At 69.9% G+C, this 15,673-nt stretch carries 17 protein-coding genes; 1 reads left to right on the top strand and 16 read right to left on the bottom strand.

Annotation, left to right across the window (positions count from 1 at the left end; translation table 11 throughout):
- Nucleotides 1–68 precede the first annotated feature (68 nt).
- The 3 genes from ACWEVN_RS19860 to ACWEVN_RS19850 all read right to left on the bottom strand — a co-directional run bounded on the left by ACWEVN_RS19860 (nt 69) and on the right by ACWEVN_RS19850 (nt 3,578).
- Entirely contained in the window at nt 69–1,175 is a 1,107-nt protein-coding gene (locus tag ACWEVN_RS19860) for an FAD-dependent oxidoreductase (RefSeq protein ID WP_452052209.1), read from the bottom strand.
- Nucleotides 1,176–1,242: 67 nt separating this feature from the next.
- Nucleotides 1,243–2,220 carry a ferritin-like domain-containing protein gene (locus ACWEVN_RS19855; RefSeq protein WP_310976345.1) on the bottom strand — a complete coding sequence of 326 codons (978 nt, stop codon included), beginning with the start codon at nt 2,218–2,220 and terminating at the stop codon, nt 1,243–1,245.
- Nucleotides 2,221–2,336: 116 nt separating this feature from the next.
- Complete coding sequence (locus tag ACWEVN_RS19850; RefSeq protein WP_310976346.1) at nt 2,337–3,578, bottom strand: aminotransferase class I/II-fold pyridoxal phosphate-dependent enzyme; 1,242 nt, start codon at nt 3,576–3,578, stop codon at nt 2,337–2,339.
- Nucleotides 3,579–3,641: 63 nt separating this feature from the next.
- Between ACWEVN_RS19850 and ACWEVN_RS19845 the strand changes: the two genes are divergently transcribed.
- Nucleotides 3,642–4,121: a hypothetical protein gene (locus ACWEVN_RS19845; protein WP_449686150.1), complete on the top strand. Its 480-nt coding sequence runs from the start codon at nt 3,642–3,644 to the stop codon at nt 4,119–4,121.
- Here the strand turns inward: ACWEVN_RS19845 and ACWEVN_RS19840 are convergent.
- The 13 genes from ACWEVN_RS19840 to ACWEVN_RS19780 all read right to left on the bottom strand — a co-directional run bounded on the left by ACWEVN_RS19840 (nt 4,118) and on the right by ACWEVN_RS19780 (nt 15,645).
- A complete protein-coding gene (locus tag ACWEVN_RS19840) occupies nt 4,118–4,600 on the bottom strand; it encodes a hypothetical protein (protein WP_452052208.1) in 483 nt (160 codons plus the stop codon). The genes ACWEVN_RS19845 and ACWEVN_RS19840 overlap by 4 nt on opposite strands.
- Entirely contained in the window at nt 4,597–5,085 is a 489-nt protein-coding gene (locus tag ACWEVN_RS19835) for a hypothetical protein (RefSeq protein WP_452052207.1), read from the bottom strand. Before ACWEVN_RS19835 ends, ACWEVN_RS19840 begins: the two co-directional genes overlap by 4 nt.
- A complete protein-coding gene (locus ACWEVN_RS19830) occupies nt 5,082–6,311 on the bottom strand; it encodes an MCE family protein (RefSeq protein WP_449686153.1) in 1,230 nt (409 codons plus the stop codon). Before ACWEVN_RS19830 ends, ACWEVN_RS19835 begins: the two co-directional genes overlap by 4 nt.
- Entirely contained in the window at nt 6,308–7,453 is a 1,146-nt protein-coding gene (locus ACWEVN_RS19825) for an MCE family protein (RefSeq protein ID WP_452052206.1), read from the bottom strand. The genes ACWEVN_RS19830 and ACWEVN_RS19825 overlap by 4 nt, the downstream gene beginning before the upstream one ends.
- On the bottom strand, nt 7,450–8,643 hold the full coding sequence (locus tag ACWEVN_RS19820; protein ID WP_452052205.1) for an MCE family protein: 1,194 nt from the start codon (nt 8,641–8,643) through the stop codon (nt 7,450–7,452). Before ACWEVN_RS19820 ends, ACWEVN_RS19825 begins: the two co-directional genes overlap by 4 nt.
- Nucleotides 8,640–9,671 (bottom strand): MlaD family protein, encoded by a 1,032-nt coding sequence (locus tag ACWEVN_RS19815; protein ID WP_449686156.1) that lies wholly within the window; start codon nt 9,669–9,671, stop codon nt 8,640–8,642. The genes ACWEVN_RS19820 and ACWEVN_RS19815 overlap by 4 nt, the downstream gene beginning before the upstream one ends.
- Nucleotides 9,668–10,705: an MCE family protein gene (locus ACWEVN_RS19810; RefSeq protein ID WP_449686157.1), complete on the bottom strand. Its 1,038-nt coding sequence runs from the start codon at nt 10,703–10,705 to the stop codon at nt 9,668–9,670. The genes ACWEVN_RS19815 and ACWEVN_RS19810 overlap by 4 nt, the downstream gene beginning before the upstream one ends.
- On the bottom strand, nt 10,702–12,024 hold the full coding sequence (locus ACWEVN_RS19805) for an MCE family protein (protein WP_452052204.1): 1,323 nt from the start codon (nt 12,022–12,024) through the stop codon (nt 10,702–10,704). Before ACWEVN_RS19805 ends, ACWEVN_RS19810 begins: the two co-directional genes overlap by 4 nt.
- Nucleotides 12,021–12,869: an MlaE family ABC transporter permease gene (locus tag ACWEVN_RS19800; protein WP_452052203.1), complete on the bottom strand. Its 849-nt coding sequence runs from the start codon at nt 12,867–12,869 to the stop codon at nt 12,021–12,023. The genes ACWEVN_RS19805 and ACWEVN_RS19800 overlap by 4 nt, the downstream gene beginning before the upstream one ends.
- Nucleotides 12,869–13,657 (bottom strand): MlaE family ABC transporter permease, encoded by a 789-nt coding sequence (locus ACWEVN_RS19795; protein ID WP_452052202.1) that lies wholly within the window; start codon nt 13,655–13,657, stop codon nt 12,869–12,871. The genes ACWEVN_RS19800 and ACWEVN_RS19795 overlap by 1 nt, the downstream gene beginning before the upstream one ends.
- 99 nt (nt 13,658–13,756) lie before the next feature.
- Nucleotides 13,757–14,515: a glucose 1-dehydrogenase gene (locus ACWEVN_RS19790; protein ID WP_449678216.1), complete on the bottom strand. Its 759-nt coding sequence runs from the start codon at nt 14,513–14,515 to the stop codon at nt 13,757–13,759.
- A complete protein-coding gene (locus ACWEVN_RS19785; protein WP_452052201.1) occupies nt 14,512–15,369 on the bottom strand; it encodes a 3-oxoacyl-ACP reductase in 858 nt (285 codons plus the stop codon). Before ACWEVN_RS19785 ends, ACWEVN_RS19790 begins: the two co-directional genes overlap by 4 nt.
- A gap of 84 nt (nt 15,370–15,453) precedes the next feature.
- Nucleotides 15,454–15,645 carry a ferredoxin gene (locus tag ACWEVN_RS19780; protein ID WP_449686163.1) on the bottom strand — a complete coding sequence of 64 codons (192 nt, stop codon included), beginning with the start codon at nt 15,643–15,645 and terminating at the stop codon, nt 15,454–15,456.
- Nucleotides 15,646–15,673: the final 28 nt, after the last annotated feature.

Below are 15,673 nucleotides of genomic sequence, written 5' to 3'. Positions count from 1 at the left end.
ACGCACCGAACGCCACATTGGGTGCGTTGGACGCAACCAACGCCACATTGGGGCGTTTGGGGCGGGGGCTAGGCGGTGATCTTCGCGTCCCAGTCGATGTGGTGCGAGTACAGCCAGCCGCGCTCCTCGCCGACATCGCCGCCCGCGCTCGCCTTCACCAGCTTCTCGACGCGCTCTCGCCGCAACCCCTCGTACGCCGCGAAAGCCGCGGCCGGGTCCGGCAGGTCGCGCAGGCACTGCGCCAGCACGACGCTGTCCTCCAGGGCCATCGACGCGCCCTGGCCCGCGGCCGGGGACGCGGCGTGGGCGGCGTCGCCCGTCAGGACCATCTCGGGCGTCGACCAGACGCGGGTCTCCGGGACGTCGTACGAGTGCCCGCCGAAGACCTCGTCCCCGGTGGCCGCGATGATGTCCGCGCACGGCAACGGGTCGCCGGCGAAGGCCGCGTGGGCGAACTCGCGCCAGCCGGCCGGGGTGAGCGCCGCGATCTCCTCGCGGGGCCGCTCGGCGTCCGGGATGCGGGCGAACCAGAAGGTGGCGCCGCCGGTGTCCGTGGTGAACCCGAAGGCGGCCCGGCTGCCGCGGACCATCCGGTAGATCCCCGGCGCGGCGGGCAGCCCGCCCGCGCGCGTGTAGCCGTAGACGACGGTCAGCCCGGTGTAGCGGGGCTCGTCGGCGGCCGGGTCGATCAGCCGCCGGACGACCGAGCGGAGGCCGTCCGCGCCGACGAGGACGTCGCCGGTCGCGGTGGTGCCGTCGGCGAACTCCGCCGTGATCCCGCCCGGGCCGGACCGGGCGCTCACCAGGCGGCGGCCGCGCTCCAGCGGGACCCCGCGGCGCGTGGCCTCGTCCTGCAGGACGCGGTAAAGCGTGGCGCGGGTCAGGGTGCGCGGCCCGTCGAGGCCTTCGGTGTCGAACTCGCGCCGCCCCACGGTCTCCCCGTTCGGGGCGACGAGCTCGACGCCGTACGCCGCGAAGGAGGCGTCGATCACCGGCCGGTCGGCGCCGATCGCGCGCAGAGCGTCCATGCCGTTGTGCATGATCGTGAGGAACGCGCCGATGTCGTCCCCACCGGCCGGGTAGGCCTCGTACACGATCGGTTCGTGCCCGGCGAGCTTCAGCGCCATCGCCGTGACCGTGCCCGAGATCCCGCCACCCGCGACCAGTACCCGCACTTCGCGTCCCCCCGTCGACTCCGCGTGCCGCCGTCGTCGACGTTACCGTGACGGCGGCACGCGGTGCCTACTTCTCCTTCGCACCGCTGGTGGCGATGTCGCCGTTCAGGCCGCGCGGGTAGAAGCCACCCGAGGACACCTTGTCCGGGTTGAGGTACGCGATGTTGAGCACGCGCTCGGCGGAGCGCCCGAACGCGATGCCGTTGGCGTCGGCCGGGACGAGGTTCGCCTTGCCGTTCTTGATGACGCCTTCGTCGTCGTCGGCCTTGCCGTCGAGGCTGTCGCGGGCGTCGGACATCTTGTTCGTGACGTCGCCGAGGCCGCGCTCGAACAGGGCGGACCGGATGATCCCGGCGTGGTAGGCCTCGACCGCGAGGATGCCCGCCGCCGCGTCGAGGAACGTCTTGTTGTTCACCAGCGGCGCCGCGCCCTTGTAGGCCGACACGCCGACGTCTTCGAACAGGTAGGCGGCGAGCAGGAAGTTGTTCTCGCTGCCGAACGGGTCGAACGTCTGACCCTTCTGGATCACGCCGGCCGCCTGCATGGCCGCGGTGAAGCTGTTCTGGAAGTCGATCTCCGGCTGCGCGACGGCGGCCTTGTCCAGTGCCTTGCGCAGGAAGTTCACGTGGGCGACCTCGTCGCCGGCGATCTCCTGGACGATCTGCTTGGTGTGCTCGCTCTTGAACTTGACGCCGTGCCCGCCGGAGACCTTGCCCAGGTTGCCGACGCCGTTGACGTACTTCTCGTTCAGCCCGTAGCCGTAGGCGGCGAAGGAGTACAGGTTCGCCTCGAGGTACTCGAGGTTGAGCGCGAAGTTCAGCACCGCGGCGTCACTCGCCGCCTCCTTCCCCGCGTCACCTCCCTGCGCGCCGTACTGCGAAGTGGCACCGGCCGAGCCGAGGCCCAGCGACAGCGCCGTGCCGAGCGCACCGGCACCCGCGACGCCGAGCCCCGCCGCTCCCGCAGCCTTGAGGAAGCGGCGGCGGTCGGTCGCGTTCTCCGCGCTGCGCTCGATCAGCTGCTCTGTGTAGCGTTTTCCGAACACCGGGGGACGTCCTCTCGTGACGAGTTCGTCCACCTCACCCACCGGTCATACGTACCTGGGCGTCCCCCGGCTCGGTCAAAACGGGAAAAATTTTGATCGACTTGCGTTTGCCCTGGTCAGCCGCGCTGCGCGACGGCGAGCCGGACGCACACGGCGAGCGCGCGGACGGCCTCTTCGACCTCTTCGAGCTTCGGGAAGGTCGGCGCGATCCGGATGACGGCGTCGGCCGGGTCGTTCCCGTGCGGGTGGGTCGCCCCGGCGGGGGTCAGCGCGACCCCGGCTTCCTTCGCCAGCCGCACGACCTCCTTCGCGGTGCCCTGCGGGACGGTCAGCGTGATGAAGTACCCGCCGGTCGGCTTGGTCCAGGACGCCAGGTCGGCCAGCTCCTCGGTGAGGATGCGGTCGACGGCCGCGAACTTCGGGCCGATGATCTCGGCGTGCTTGCGCATGTGGGCGCGGACGCCGTCCTCGTCCTTGAGGAAGTGCGCGTGGCGCAGCTGGTTGACCTTGTCCGGGCCGATGGTGCGCTTGCCGGTGTTGCCGGTCCACCAGGCGAGGTTGGCCTCGGACGCGCCGAAGAAGCCCACGCCGGCACCGGCGAGGGTGATCTTCGAGGTGGAGCCGAAGACGAAGACGCGGTCGGCGTTGCCGGCCTCGGTGGCCAGGGCCAGGAGGTCGGCCAGCTCCGGCTCGTCGTCGGTGAGGTGGTGCACGGCGTAGGCGTTGTCCCAGAAGATCCGGAAGTCCGGCGCCGCGGTGCGCATGGTGGCGAGCCGCTTGACGACGTCGTCACTGAACGTGACCCCGGTGGGGTTGCTGTACTTGGGGACGCACCAGATGCCCTTGACGGTGGGGTCTTCGGCGACCAGCGTCTCGACGGCGTCCATGTCGGGGCCCTCGTCGGTCATGTCGACCGGGACGAGCTCGATGCCGAAGCGCTCGGTGAGCGCGAAGTGGCGGTCGTAACCCGGGACGGGGGCGAGGAACTTCACCTGCGGCTCGTCGGCCCAGCGGCGCTCGGCGCCGGGCAGCTTGCTCAGCAGCGCCTGGACGACGGCGTCGTGCATCAGCTCGAGGCTCGAGTTGCCGGCGGCGAGCAGCTGCCCGGCGGGCACCTGCAGCGCGGCGGCGAAGATGCGGCGCAGCTCGGGCAGGCCGTTGAGGCCACCGTAGTTGCGGACGTCGGTGCCGTCCTCGGCCTTGAAGGTGCCGTCGCCCGGGAGGGAGAGCAGCGCGTTCGAGAGGTCGAGCTGCTGCGGGGACGGCTTGCCGCGGGTGATGTCCAGGGAGAGGCCTCGGCCGACCAGGGCCGCGTAGTCGCTGCGGGCCGTGTCGACGTCGACGGAAGCAGTGGTCATGGCCTCAACGCTAAACCCGCCGTCGATACCATTTCGGGGCGGGTCCTGGCTAGGGTGATTGGTGTGCATCTCGTCGTCCACGCCGACCAGCGGCAGTTCACGATCCGGGATTCTTCCGCCCGGTTGACGGGCAGCGGCTGGACTGCTTGCGCGGTGGAGCTTCACCGGATCGGGGCCGAGCCGGCCGGCCTCGCCATCGCGACGGCGCGGTCGGACGTGGTCGAGTCATCGGTGACGCTGGCGCCCTCGCCGCCCGCTCTCCTGCCGGACGCCGAGCACGTGGTGGAAGCGGACCTTCCGGTTCCGAGCGGGCGGTTGGTGATTTCCGGCCCTTCGGACTACCCGTCGCAGGAGAAGTTCTTTTCGGTGCTCCCCGGGTTGTACCGGGCGCGGGTGTCGTACGTGCCTGCGGGTCCGCCCGCGGTGACGTGGAACGAGCACGAGTTCGGGGAGCACTACCGGTACGTGGTGGAGCTGTGGCCGGTCGAGGAGCGGTCCGAGGTGGAGGTTTTGCGCCAGGGCGCGGCCGTTTGGGACGGTTAGAGCGCCGTCAGGGTCGCCAGCTTCCAGCGGCCGTCCACGCGTTTCGCCGTCACCGCGAGCTGGGCCACCGACGACGTCGGTGCTCCCCCGCCCTGGGCCACCGTCTGCTGGTCCAGGAACAACAGCAAGTCCGCCGAGTCTCCTCGCAACGACCGCACCCCCACCGCCCGGACCGTCGTGGTCCGGGTCAGCTTCTCCGCCGTGGCCCGCGTTCGCGCCGAGGCGAACTGCGTCGAGTATTGCCCGACCGCATCCCCCGTCAAGACCTCCGCCGCCGCACGCTCGGTGCGGGGCAGGTTTGCGTAGTCGTACGAGAACACCGCCTTCACCGCGTCGCTCACCTGAGACGAAACGTCCGAAGTGGCCGGCACGTCCACCAACGCCTGATTGTCCCCTGGCGACAGCGAAGCCGCTTCGATGCCGAACCACGCCGTGCAACCCAATGCCAGTGCCATCACCAGGACCAGGACGCGCGTCATGAGCCCGCCGCCTGGACTGCCGCGATCTTCCAGCCGGACGGGGAGCGGGACACGTCCACCGTCAGGCGGTTGAGACGCGGCGAAACCGCGCCACCGCCCGTCGATACGCGGACGTCCAAAACCGCCAGAAGGCGCGCGGAACCACGAGCGGGATCGATCTCCGTCACCGCCGCCTGGACCAGCGATGCCGAGGAAACCGTGCGGGCCGTGACCGCCCGGTCGATCTGCAGCTGGCGGTCGCCCGCCAGGTCCTTGAAGTACTGGCCCGTCGTCGCCGCTATCCAGCGGTCCACGTCCGCCGCCGCCGTGCGGTAGTCGATCGTGTTCAACGTGACCAGCGCCGGGCCGGCCGCCGCGAGCACGTCGTCGCGCGAACGGCCGCGTGCCGAGGACTCGTCTGCAGCCGCGCGCCACCAGGACCAGCCCGCGAACGCCGCCGCCAGGATCGACAACGCCGCCAGAACCACCAGGAGCCGCTGGGTCACGGCGCGCCCAGCAACCGGCCGAGGCCGCCCGCGGACGGCCCGGTCAGCAGGCTCAGCATTCCCGGCAACGGCGCAGGCGTGGCAGAAGCGGTCTGCGAAGGTGCCGCCGGGATCGCGGGCGGCTTCCCGGCGTACGGCGCGTTCTGCGCGCCCCGCACCCCGGTCGGGCTCCCGGGCGGCTCGGCGCAGTACGCGTTCATGTTGACTGGCGCCTCCGACTCATCGTTCGCCGGACGCTGCTTCGTCCCTTCGTACCCCTTCGTGCACGAGGCCGGGTCGAAGAAGTTGAACACCACACCCAGGTGACCGGTGCCGTCCGGGGACGTCGACGGCGAGAACGCCGAGATGATCGGATAAGCGACCAGCAGCTCCTCGATCGAGTCCGTCCGGGACGTCGTGATCTGCGCCGTGGTCAGCAGGTTGGCGAACAGGACGCCCAGGTCCGTCCCCGACGCGGCCAGCACGTCGCTGATCTGCCGGCCCAGCTGCGGCGCCTGCGCGATCACCCGCCGCAGGTCCGGATCCGACTTCTTCAGCTGACCGGCGATCGTGCGCAGCCCCGAAGCGAAGTCGGTGATGTTCGCCGCCTGGCGTTCCTGGGTGCCCAGCACGATCCGCGAGTTCGCCAGCAGCCCCTGCGTCTGCGGCACGTACTGCGCGGCCACCGCCGTCAGCGAGCCCGTGCTGTCCAGGAGCTGCTGCAGTTCCGGCCCCGCCCCCGCGAACGCGTTGTACGTCTCGTCGACGACCGTCCGCAGCGACTCCGGGTGCACGCTCGCGACCAGGTCGTCGAGGTGGGTCAGCACCGTGTCCGGCGACGGCGGCAGCGAGGTCTTGTCCGCCGTGATCACCGAGCCGTCCGTCAGGAACGGGCCGCCGTTGTGTTGCGGCAGCAGGTCCACGAACTGCTCCCCCACCGCCGAGCGGTTCGCCACCTGCGCGTGCGCGTCGGCCGGGATGTCCGGGGCGCCCGCGTCGATGTCCAGGGCGACGTCGACGCCGTGCTCGGTCAGCGTCATCGACGTCACCCGCCCGACCGTGACCCCGCGGTAGGCGACCTCGGAGTTGACGAAGATGCCGCCGGAGTCGGTCAGCTGCGCCGTGACGACGTAGCCGCGGTTGCCGAACAGCCGGTCCAGCCCCGCGTACCGGCCGCCGGCGTAGACGACCGAGACCACCGCGATGACGACGAACGCGAAGAGCTGGATCCGGATCTTGCGGGTCACCGGCCGCCCCCGATCAGCCCGAGCAGGCCGCCCAGCAGGCCGGGACCGGCCGCCGGTGGGACCGTGCCCAGGTCGGGCAGCGGCAGCGGGGGCGCAACCGCGGACGGCCGGCCGGACGGCAGGGCGATCGGCGGCTGCGACGAGTTCGTGAAGTTCGAGATCAGCACGTCCAGGTCGAGGTTCACGTTCGCCTCGACGTTCGCGTAGTCGCCCTTGATCACGTTGCCCGCGTAGTCCGGGAACGGATACGTCAGCAGGATCTGCAACGCGTTCGGCAGGTTGGCGCCGGCCTCGCCGAGCTTCGTCAACGTCGGCTGCAGGGCCTTGAGGTTCGCGACGAGCTGGTCGCGGCTCTTCGTCACGGTGTCCACCGCGACGCCGGACAGCGTGTCGAGCGCGTTCAGCATGCCCACGAGCTGGTCGCGCTGGTCCGTGACCACCTTCAGGCCCGGCGCGAGGTTGTCCAGCGCATTGGTCAGGTTCTGCGTCTGGCCGGTCAACGTCTTCGAGAGCTTCGCGAGACCGTCGATCGCCCGCAGGATTTCCGTCTTGTGCCCGTCGAGCTGAGTGGCCAGTTCGTCCACCCGGGACAGCAGCGCGCGGATCTCCGGCTCGTTCCCGGACAGCGCGTCGTTCAGCTCGTGGCTGATCTTCTGGATCTGCTCGACGCCGCCGCCGTTGAGCAGCAGCGAAAGCGCGCCGAGCACCTCCTCGACCTCGGGGTTGCGGTTGGTCCGCCCGAGCGGGATCTGCCCGCCGTCGGCGAGCTTCCCCGACGCGGGTTCCGCCGTGGGCACGCTCAGCTCGACGAACTTCTCCCCCAGCAGCGAAGACTGCTTCAGCTCGGCACGCGCGTTGGCGGGCAGCGCGATGTCGCCGTTGACGGTCATCGCCACCAGCGCCGAGCGCGTGTCCGGCGTCAGGGTGATCTTGTCGACCCGCCCCACCGCGACGTCGTTGACCTTGACGCTCGACTGCGGCACCAGGTCGAGCACGTCGGTGAACAGCGCGGTGACGTGGTACGGGTGGTCGCCGACGTCCGCGCCGCCCGGCAGCGGCGTGCCGTAGAGGCCGTTGAACCCGCCGTCGCTGCAGGCCGCCAGCACGAGCACCCCGGCGAGCACCCCCGCGAGCCGCTTCACTTGGCACCGCCCGAAAGCTGCTCCATGACGTCGACGAGCGGGAGCGGCAACGGCGGCAGCGTCCCGTTCTGCAGCGAATTCAGCACCTGCGGGATGGTCGGCAGCTTCAAGGCGCCGTCGAGGACCGGGGCCAGCTGCTTGCAGATGGTGCCGAGGGTGTCGGGGACTTCCTTGGGCGTGAACGAGCTGATCAGGCGGCACGCGGTGAGGATCGGCGGGTTGGTCAGCTCGTTCAGGTTGTCGCGGACGGCGATGGTGCCCGACGCCGCGTCGTAGGAGTTGATGAAGTTGGTGGCGCCGGTCGGCGCGATGTCGAGCACCTCGGCGAGCGCGGCACGCTGGTCGACCAGGACCTTCGACAGCGACGCCAGCTTGTCCACATTGGACTCCAAGGCCGTCTTGTTGTCGCTGACGAACTGCTGGACGTCGCCGAGCGCGCCCCCGAGGGACTGCAACGCGGCACCGACTTCGGACGAGTCGGCGGCGAGGAACTGGCTGACGTCGGCGACGCGGCCATAGAACTCGTTGAGCTGCTGGTCGCTCTGGGCCAGGGCGCCGGTGAAGGAGTCGAGGTTCTGCACGGTCGCGAACAGGTCGTCCTTCGAACCGTCGAGGGTCTTCGCGAGCTCGGCCAGCTGCCCGACCGTCGAATTCAGCGAAGCGCCGTTGCCCTTCAACGTGTTCGCCGCGGTGTCCAGGACGCCGGACAGCGCTCCGTCCTTGTTGGCGCCGTTCGGGCCCAGCGCCGTCGACAGCTTGTCCAGGCTCGAATACAGGTCGTCCAGTTCCACCGGCGTGGCCGTACGGTCCTTCGCGAGTACCGTCCCCGAAGCGAGCACGGGACCGCTGTCGTAGGCCGGGGTCAGCTGGACGTACCGGTCGCTGACCAGGCTCGGCGCCACGACGACCGCGCCGACGTCGGCGGGAAGTGACACGTCGTCGACGCGCATGTCCACGCGGACCGCGTCCCCCTCCGGCGTCACGTCGGTGACCTCGCCGACCGGCACGCCGAGCACCCGCACCGACGAACCCGCGTACAGCCCGACGGTCTTGCCGAAGTACGCGGACAGCTTGGTGCCGTTCGACGCCCGGAACACCAGGTAGAGCCCGGCGGTGACGATCAGCGCGAGGATGCAGGCGAACGCCAGCCAGGTCACCAGGCTGCGGCCGCGGGCGGTGTGGATGGTCATCGGCGGCCCACCCCCTGGTTCGGCGCCGCGATCGGCGGGGTGCAGCCTTCGGGGTTGATGTGCAGGCCGCCCACGGTGATCGTCGGCGGCAGCAGCCCGCAGAGGTAACCCTCGAACCAGCGGCCGTTGCCGGTGGCGTTCGCGCCGACCCGGGCGAACGGCGCCATCAGCTGCAGGCTCTTGTCGAGGTTGCCCTGGTTGCGCTGCAGGATGTCGGTCACCTTCCCGAGCTTCTCCAGCGTCGGCTTGAGCTGCGCGCGGTTGTCCTGGACGAGCCCGGTCAGCTGCTGCGAAAGCTGCTGGGTGCCGGTGAGCAGGGCGTTGATGGCCTGCTTGCGGTTCTGCAGCTCGGTGAGCAGCAGGTTGCCGTCGCTGATCACGCGCTGCAGCTGGGCGTTGCGGTCGGACAGGGTCTTCGACACCTGGCTCGTGTTGGCCAGCAGCGTGTGCAGGTCGGCGTCGCGGGAGGACACCGTCTTGGCCAAGGACGACAGGCCGGTCAGCGTGTCCTTCAGGTACTGCGGGCTGTCCTTGAGACTGTCGGAAAGCGCGTTGAAGCTGTCCGCCAGCTGTTTCGTGTCGATGTCGCCGACCGTCGTCGACAGCTGCTCGAAGGCGTCCTGCAGCTGGAACGGCGTCCTGGTGCGCGCCTGCGGGATGGTCGCGTTCGGCTCCTGCGCACCGTCGCCCTTCGGGTCGAGCGCCAGGTACTTCTCCCCCAGCAACGTCTTGATCTCGATCGACGCCGTCGTCGCGTCCCCGACCCGGACATCCTTGACCCGGAACTTCACCAGGACCTGTTTGCCCGCCAGCTTCACCGACGACACCGTGCCGACCTTGACGCCGGCGACCTCGACCTCGTTGTCGGGCGCCAGCCCGGCGGACTCGCCGAAGTACGCCGAATACGTCGTGCCGTTGCCGAAGAACGGGAGCTGGTCGGAGAAGTACGTCGTGGCCGTGACGAGCACGATCAGCACGAGCGCGACCGCGCCGACCGCGGCCTGGTTGCGTTCCTTCAGCGGCTTCACGGACCACACCTCTCCGCGCGCTGCGTACCGGGGATCGGGATGATCGGCAGCGTGATGTCGAGCGAGGAAATGCCGATGGTGCCGGTGATCCCGCACAGGTAGTAGTTGAACCAGCTGCCGTAGCTCAGGGTCCGGGTGAACTTCTGCAGGTTGCCCGGCAGCACCTCCAGGAGGTGGTTGAGCAGCACACCGGAGTCGCCGAGGTTCTGCGACAGCACCCCGAGCTGGGCCACGTCGTCCTTGAGCGCCGGGCGCGCGTCGGCCAGGAGCCCGGTGGTCGACACCGCCAGGTCGCCGAGCGCGCTGACCGCGTCACCGATCGGCTTGCGCTGCTCGGCCAGCCCGCTGACCAGCTTCTGCGTCTGCTCGATGAGGTCGCCGAGCTGCGGACCGTGGGCGTTGACCGTGCCGAGGACGGTGTTGAGGTTGGCGATGACCTGGCCGATCACCTGGTCCTTGCGCGCGATCGCCGTCGTCAGGGACGCGGTGTGCTGCAACAGGCTGGTGATCGTGCCGCCCTCGCCCTGGAAGACGCTGATGATCTCGGCCGACAGCTGGTTGACGTCCTTCGGGCTCAGCGCCTTGAACAGCGGCTTGAAGCCGTTGAACAGCACGGTGAGGTTCAACGCGGGTTTGGTGCGCTCCGGCGGGATCGTGCCGCCGTCCGGCAACGCCTTGTCGCCCGGGACGTCGGTGCCGAGCGCGAGGTAGCGCTGGCCGACGAGGTTGCGGTACTTGATCGTCGCGGTCACCGTCTCCGGCAGCCGGTAGGTGTGCTCGACATCGAACCGGACCTGGGCCAGGTTCCGGTCTCCTTCGACCACCTCGATCGCGTCGACCTGGCCGACCTTGACGCCGGCGATGCGGACGTCATCGCCTTCCTTGAGCCCGGACGCGTCGGTGAACTTCGCCAGGTAGCCGGACGTCTCGCCGAAGTTCGTGTTCGCGATGGTGGCCGCCAGGATCCCGGTGAGCAGCACGGTGACGACCGCGAAGACGCCCAGCTTGATCAGCGACGGGACGAAACTCCTCACTTGAGCTCCACCTCCGCCCCGCGGTAGAGCGGCCCGACGAGCAGGCCGGCCCACCCGGGCACGGCACCGGGCGCGGTGCCGAGCGCGGGCGAGGCGAGCAGGTCGATCAGGTCGTTTTCGTAGGCCGAGCCGACGATCGTGCCGTCGCCGCCGATGGCGCCCCCGCCGGCGGGCAACGTCTCGGGCGGGTACTTCGGCGGCGGGGGCTTGCTGGAGCCGTCCTCGATCGGGCCGTCGGGCGGGTACTGCGGCCACACGCCGGGGTGCGGGACGCTCGGGTAGCAGCGCGGGCCGCGCTTGTCCTCGTACTTCGGCTCGTCGACGCCGGGCAGGTACTTGCCGCGGCTGGCGGCGAACTCGATGGTGACCCGGCTGACCTCCGGGTGCGCGGTGCCCTTGCCGAACGCCAGTTCCGCCCGCGGCACCGACTCGGCGAGCTGGCGCATCAGGCACGGGTACTCGGGGGCGTACTTCGCGAGGACGTCCAGCGTCGGCTGGATGGCCGTGGTGAGCCGGATCAGGTTGTCCTTGTTCACCTGGAGGAAGCTCGTGAGGTCCACCGAAGCGGCGGTGACGGTGGCGTAGAGGTCGCTCAGCTGGGCGCGCTGGTCGACGATCGTCCGGCTGGTCGTCGTCAGGTCCGACAACGCCTGCAGGATGTCCGGCGCCGCCTGGTCGTAGGTGTTCGCGACGTTGGCGAGACCGGTGATGTCGGCCTTGACGTCCGGCAGCGACGGGTTCAGCTTGCCGAGGTAGTCGCTCAGCTGGACGAGGGTGTCGCCGAGCTGCTTGCCACGGCCGTCGAGCGCAGTCGCCACCGCGGTGAGCGTGCTCGACAGCTTCTCGGGCTGGACCGCCTGCAGCAGCGGCATCACGTCGTCGAGGACCTTCTGCAGCTCGATCGCCGCACTGCTGCGGTCCTGCGGGATGACGTCACCGGCCTCGATCGGGCCGTCCGACGTCTCGGGCAGCTGCAGGGCCACGTACCGCTCGCCGAAGAGCGTCTTCGGCAGCAGCCGCGCGGAGACGTTCTTCGGGATGGCGTGTGTCTTGTCCGGGTCGAGGGCCAGCTCCAGCTCGGCGTGGTCGCCCTTCGCCAGCACCGACCGGACCTCGCCGACGAGCATGCCGCGGACCTTGACGTCGCCGCCGGTGCGCAGCTGGCTGCCGACCCGGTCGGTCTCCAGCTTCACGAGCGTCACCGGCGTGAACGCCTTGTGGTAGACGGCGAGCGTGAGCGCGATGAACAGGGCGGCGACGAGCAGGAAGACCAGCCCCAGCACCTGGTACCGGAGCCGCTGCCAGAGCTCGCGCCTCATCCCGAGATCCTCACCGTGGTGTTCGCACCCCAGATGGCGAGGGACAGGAAGAAGTCCAGCACCGAGATCAGCACGATCGACGTCCGCACCGCGCGGCCCACGGCGACGCCGACGCCGGCCGGGCCGCCGCTGGCGTGGAAGCCGTAGTAGCAATGGGACAGGATCACGAGCACGCTGAACATGATCACCTTCCCGAACGACCACAGGACGTCGCCGGGCGGCAGGAAGAGCGTGAAGTAGTGGTCGTAGGTGCCCGCGGACTGGCCGTAGAGCCAGATGGTGATCTGCCGGGACGCGAGGTAGCTCGACAGGAGGCCGACCGCGTACAGCGGGATCACCGCGGCGACGCCGGCGAGCACCCGGGTCGTCACCAGGTACGGCATGCTCGGCACGCCCATGACTTCCAGGGCGTCGATCTCCTCGGAAATCCGCATCGCGCCGAGCTGGGCGGTGAAGCCGCAGCCGACGGTCGCGCTCAAGGCGAGTCCCGCGGACAGCGGGGCGACTTCGCGGGTGTTGAAGTAGGCGGAGATGAACCCGGTGAGCGCGGCCGTGCCGAGCTGGTTGAGCGCGGAGTAGCCCTGCAGGCCGACGATCAGGCCGGTGAACAGCGTCATCCCGATCATCACGCCGAGCGTGCCGCCGATGACCGCGAGGCCGCCGGTGCCGAAGCAGACTTCGGTGAGCAGCCGCAGCGTTTCCCGGCTGTAGCGGCGGATCGTGCGCGGTGACCAGGCGAGCGCTTTCGCGGCGAACGCCAGCTGCTTGCCGAGCCCTTCCAGGCTCTGGCCCGGGCGCGCGATGTACTCGAGCGTCCGGTCTTCGTCGACCCATCCGGTGGTCATCACATCGCCTTCGGCGGGACGATCCGCAGGTAGATCGCGGTGAGCACGACGTTGATCAGGAACAGCAGCAGGAACGTGATGACGACGGCCTGGTTGACGGCGTCGCCGACGCCCTTCGGCCCGCCCGCCGGGTTCAGCCCGCGGAAGGCGGCGACGACCCCGGCGACGAAGCCGTACAGCAGCGCCTTGATCTCGCTGATCCACAGGTCCGGCACCTGGGCGAGGGCGTTGAAGCTGGCCAGGTACGCACCGGGCGTGCCGCCCTGCAGGACGACGTTGAAGAAGTAGCCGCCGAGCACGCCGACCACGCTGACCAAGCCGTTCAGCAGCACCGAAACGACCATCGCGGCGAGCACCCGGGGCACGATGAGGCGCTGGATCGGGTTGACGCCGAGGACTTCCATGGCGTCGATCTCTTCGCGGATCTTGCGCGCGCCGATGTCCGCGCAGACCGCGCTGCCGCCGGCGCCCGCGACGAGCAACGCCGTGATCAGCGGGCTGGCCTGCTGCACGATGGCCAGGGCACTGGCCGCGCCGGTGAACGACTGGGCGCCGATCTGCGCGGTCAGCGAGCCGAGCTGCAGGGCGATCACGGCGCCGAACGGGATGGCGACCAGGGCCGTCGGGAGGATCGTGACACTGGCGAAGAACCAGCACTGCTGGATCCACTCGCGGGTCTGGAAGGGGCGCTTGAAGATCGCGCGCAGGACCTCCCAGGAGAGGGTCGCGAGGCGGCCGACCTGGGTCAGGGCCGCGGTTCCCGGGAGCGTGCCAGTGCCTCCGCTCACCACACCTCCCAGTAGATCGCCGTTGACCTCCGAGTCTTCTCCACACCCGGTTCCCGCTTTTGGTTAGCGGTGTTTACTCTCCCCTTCGGCAGTTCTCCTTCAGAAGTTGAGGGCGTGCGTCGCCGTCGCCCCGCCGTCCGCCACGAACTCCGCACCCGTGCAGTACGCGCTCTCGTCGCTGGCCAGGAACAACACCAGCTTGGCGACGTCCTCGGGCTGCCCGACCCGCTTCAGCGCGACCTTCTTCCCGACGTACGACATGTCGACTTTCTGGCCGCCCGCCGCGGTCTCCACCATCTTGGTGTCGATCGCCCCGGGGTGCACCGAGTTGACGCGGATGTGCTTCTTGCCGAGTTCCATCGCCGCGACCTTGGTCATGCCGCGGATCGCGAACTTGCTCGCGGTGTAGGCGACGAGGTAGGGCATCCCGGCCAGACCCTCCACAGAGGACACGTTGACGATCGAGCCACCGCCGGCGGCGGTCATCGGTTCAACGACCGAACGCATCCCGAGAAACGCCCCGATCTGGTTCACCCGGATCACGCGCTCGTAATCGGCCAGCGTCGTCTGCCCGAGCTCCGAAAAGTGCAGGATGCCGGCGTTGTTGACCAGCACGTTCGGCGCGCCGAACTCGGTGGTCGCGCGCTCGACCGCGGCGGTCCAGCCGTCCTCGTCGCCGACGTCGAGGTGCTGGTAGACGGCCTGTTCGCCGAGGTCGGCGGCCAGCTGCTTGCCCTCGTCGTCGAGGATGTCGGCGATCACCACCTTGGCGCCCTCGGCGACGAACGCGCGCGCGGCGGCCTCGCCCTGCCCGCGCGCCGCGCCGGTGATCAGGGCGATCTTCCCGTCCAGCCTCATGACTCTCCCAGGATTTCGGTGGCGGCGAACATCCGGCCGGGGTCGCGGTCGGCGAAGAAACTGCTCAGGGACGTCTCGAGCTCGTCGAGCTTCCAGCGCTGCTCGATCCGCGGCGGCTCGACCAGGGCGACCGTGCCGCCGTGGACGACGAACACCTGCCCGTTCACGGGCTCGGCCGCCGGGGAGGCGAGGTAGGCGACGAAGGGGGCGACGTGCTCGACCGAGAGCGGATCGGCGCCCTCGGCGGGAGGAGCACCGAACACGCCCTCGGTCATCGCCGTCCGCGCGCGAGGGCAGATCGCGTTGGCGCGGACGCCGTACTTGGCCAGGCTCCGGGCGGCCGACATGGTGAGCGCGGTGATGCCCGCCTTCGCGGCGGCGTAGTTCGGCTGGCCCGGCGACCCGATGAGGAACGCCTCGGACGCGGTGTTGACCAGCCGCCCGTACACCGGCGCGCCGTCCGCTTTGGACTTGTCGCGCCAGTGCTTCGCGGCGTTGCGGGACAACAGGAAGTGCCCGCGCAGGTGTACGCGCAGCACGGTGTCCCAGTCGTCGTCGGACATCGAGAACAGCATCTTGTCGCGCAGCACGCCCGCGTTGTTCACCACGATGTCGAGCCCGCCGAGGTCGAGCGCGGCGCTCACCAGCGCGTCGGCCGTGGCGCGTTCGCCGACGTCGCCGGCCACCGCGACGGCCCGGCCGCCGGCCGCTTCGATCTCGGCGACGACGTCCTTCGGCTCGCCGATGTCGTTGACGACGACCGTGGCGCCCCCCGCGGCGAGCGCGAGCGCTTCGGCCCGGCCCAGCCCCGCGGCGGCCCCCGTGACGATCGCCGTCCTGCCGGTCAAGCTCACCGCGGGACCTCCTCGCCGAGTCCTGGATCTCGCGCCTACAGTAGAATCTGTTCTCGTTCGAGGCAAGCCCTTCGGTGAACACCGCTAACCGATGGTGAACAGGGCATTCTTCGGGCAGCCCTTGATCGCACCGGAAACGCGTTCTATCTGGTCGTCCGGCACCGCGCCGGGCCGGATGACGAGCTCTTCGTCGTCATCCAGGTCGAAAATCCCGGGTGCGAACCCCACGCACACCGCGTTCGCCTCGCACAGCTCACGGTCGACCCCGATCTCCATGCTTCCTCCGCCACACGAGTCCTGGTAC

This window comes from Amycolatopsis sp. NPDC003861, from assembly GCF_053605405.1.
Note: the sequence above shows the minus strand (reverse complement) of the source record. Positions and strands in the feature narration are given on the sequence as shown.

Bases quoted from the DNA above. Each gene is read 5' to 3' on its own strand.
- ACWEVN_RS19780 (WP_449686163.1), bottom strand. From the start codon at position 15,645: ATGGAGATCGGGGTCGACCGTGAGCTGTGCGAGGCGAACGCGGTGTGC.
- ACWEVN_RS19820 (WP_452052205.1), bottom strand. From the start codon at position 8,643: ATGACCATCCACACCGCCCGCGGCCGCAGCCTGGTGACCTGGCTGGCG.
- ACWEVN_RS19800 (WP_452052203.1), bottom strand. From the start codon at position 12,869: ATGACCACCGGATGGGTCGACGAAGACCGGACGCTCGAGTACATCGCG.
- ACWEVN_RS19840 (WP_452052208.1), bottom strand. From the start codon at position 4,600: ATGACGCGCGTCCTGGTCCTGGTGATGGCACTGGCATTGGGTTGCACG.
- ACWEVN_RS19790 (WP_449678216.1), bottom strand. From the start codon at position 14,515: ATGAGGCTGGACGGGAAGATCGCCCTGATCACCGGCGCGGCGCGCGGG.
- ACWEVN_RS19850 (WP_310976346.1), bottom strand. From the start codon at position 3,578: ATGACCACTGCTTCCGTCGACGTCGACACGGCCCGCAGCGACTACGCG.
- ACWEVN_RS19805 (WP_452052204.1), bottom strand. From the start codon at position 12,024: ATGAGGCGCGAGCTCTGGCAGCGGCTCCGGTACCAGGTGCTGGGGCTG.